3 protein-coding genes are annotated in these 2,152 nt (G+C 64.4%); 1 reads left to right on the top strand and 2 read right to left on the bottom strand.

All coding sequences use genetic code 11. From position 1 onward, the window contains the following. A partial coding sequence (locus AWC19_RS01390; RefSeq protein ID WP_211284816.1) for a hypothetical protein occupies nucleotides 1-694 on the top strand: 694 nt, incomplete at its 5' end. Between the two features lie 11 nt (nucleotides 695-705). On the opposite strand, the gene AWC19_RS01385 is transcribed toward AWC19_RS01390, so the two are convergent. Both AWC19_RS01385 and AWC19_RS01380 read right to left on the bottom strand, forming a co-directional pair. Further along, nucleotides 706-1,095, bottom strand: coding sequence for a DUF6262 family protein (locus AWC19_RS01385; protein ID WP_224153458.1), 390 nt, complete (start codon nucleotides 1,093-1,095; stop codon nucleotides 706-708). Then, on the bottom strand, nucleotides 1,070-2,152 hold a 1,083-nt coding region (locus tag AWC19_RS01380; protein WP_142280912.1), incomplete at its 5' end, for a tyrosine-type recombinase/integrase. The genes AWC19_RS01380 and AWC19_RS01385, both read right to left, overlap by 26 nt.

Genomic DNA, 2,152 nt, shown 5'->3' with positions numbered 1-2,152 from the left:
CCGCGCAATCGTCGACGGGATACACCGCCAATCCCGTGCTCTTGATCGCAACGAATACCACAACGGGTACCCCGATCTGGTACCCCACGGCGTCTACCCAGGCAACAGCGTGCAACACGGCACCAAGGGAGGACTAGAAGTCAAGGCTAGCCGATACCCGAGTGGATGGCAGACCCATGGCCCGCGCGCTGGATGGTTCTGCATCGTTCAGTTCGTGCTCGATGCGGATCAAACCATCGCGATTCAGCAGCGGGCCCCTACGCAGATCGTGGCGGTGATGATCGCCGAACTGGCGATGGAAGATTGGAGTTGGGCGCCGGCAGCGCCTGGAAGAATCCGCTCTGGAACGGCCAGCGTCAAGCCAAGCGGAGCGGCCAAGTTGCGCGCTGGAGCGGTCTGGGTCCATCCCGCGTACGAAGCCGAGCACCAAGAGCTGCTGCTCCGCGCCAGGCTTCGCGGCTTCAGCGAAAAAGCGAACGACGTTGTGCACGACATACTTTCGGCCAGCGGAGCCACCGCACTGTCGAAGATGGACATCGTGCACCTCGCCGCTAAAGCGGAATCGATTCCCGACCCGGAGCGCATTCGCAGCACGGTGGACCGGGCGGTCACCCACCTTCGACGCTCAGGGGCGATTAAGGTTGCGGGCCGGGGTACGTACCTTGCGGCGCACCACCATGACGACAACACCTGACAGGGCCGCTGCTACGGTCCGCGCGCAATAAGGGTGCTTCGAAGCGCTTCGTTCTCAGCCCGCAGCTCGGCGACCTCAGCTGTGAGGGCAGCGCAGCGGTCCATCGCGACGCGCAGCTTGGCGCGCAGTGAGTCCGCCGACGCCTTCTCGGGGGCGGGCCGGGGCGTGCGTCGTGAATGGTTGCGGTGGCGCACAATCTCTTCGCGAAGCTCAAGGTGCTGGTAAAGAAAGCTCGTGGAGACGCGCCCGGTCCGCGCAACGCTGACGAAAGATACTGGCTGGCCGGCGGTTTCGAGTTTGATGATGGCGCGGCGTGCCCTGGACTCAGCTTCGGCCGTGCGCGCGGCGGCCGCAGCGGCCAACCGTTCGACCCGGTTAGCGCGATCCGTCTTCTGGCTCACTCGTGTCCTCCGGTGGAGATTCATTCTCGAGTTCGGCGATGATCTTCTCCACCTTGTCGAGCATGGGTTGGTTCAATGCGACGACTTCCGGCTCGTTGGCGGCGCTTGCCTCGGTGATGACGGCGCGCAATTGATCGCGGTGCAAGATATGCGTGCCGAGGAAGGCCCGGCCGCCGGGGTCGTGGAAGGAGCAGTCCTGGCAGGGGTTCGGCCGGAAGTCGCACTTCTGCGCTGCAGGGAGCCGGCAGAAGCCGTTGGGCAGTGCCGCGGTGAACTTCGCGCGCAGCCGTTCGACTCCCGCGTCGACCCTGGTGTTGCCGGTGTCCTGTTTGGCCCAGAATTCGCGGGCCTTGCGAGCGAGGGTTTCATCGGTGATGCGGGCGTAGGCTGAGGTCATCGTGTCAGATGCATGGCCGAGGAAGTCGCGCACCTCCTGCTGGGTCCAGCCGTTGTTCAACAGGGTCATTCCGACGGTGTGGCGGAACCGATGTACATCCCCGCCGGAGATCGGCTCGCCGGTAACCGTTGATGAAGTGATGCCGTGCTCGTCGAACAGCGCGGACAGATGGTGGCGCAGGCCGCTGGTTGACCACGGCTTGGTGACGCCTGCCGCAGCATTGGACCGCTTGCCGGGAAACAGCAGCGATGCCGCGTCGCCGAATTCGGAACGTACTCGGCGCTGTTGTTCGAGGAGACGATCGGCAAGAGAGTCGGGGATTGGGAATCGCCGCCACGCTTGGGTTTTCGTCATCCAGTACTCGATCCAGTAGCCGCCGTCGTTGTGCCGTAGGCAGTCAATCGGCAGGGACACCAGCTCGGAGATGCGGCAGCCGGCCCACCGCGTGGTGGCGACCATCGTGCGGACAGTCGGGTCGACGAGCGGGTTCTCGACAATGAGGCGGTCGACGCGTTCGATCACGTCAGGAGGGAAGGGACGGGGGTTTCTGGCGATACTGCGAGGGTTCTCGCCGCGGCGAAGAAACACCGCTGACCCGAGCTCGGGCGCAAAACCGGTGTCGCGCATCGTTTCCAGCAGGTAGGCCATGGTGTTCACCGA

The sequence above is a fragment of the Mycobacterium palustre genome (assembly GCF_002101785.1).
Taxonomy (GTDB): domain Bacteria; phylum Actinomycetota; class Actinomycetes; order Mycobacteriales; family Mycobacteriaceae; genus Mycobacterium; species Mycobacterium palustre.
This window is presented reverse-complemented; position numbering and strand designations above follow the sequence as displayed.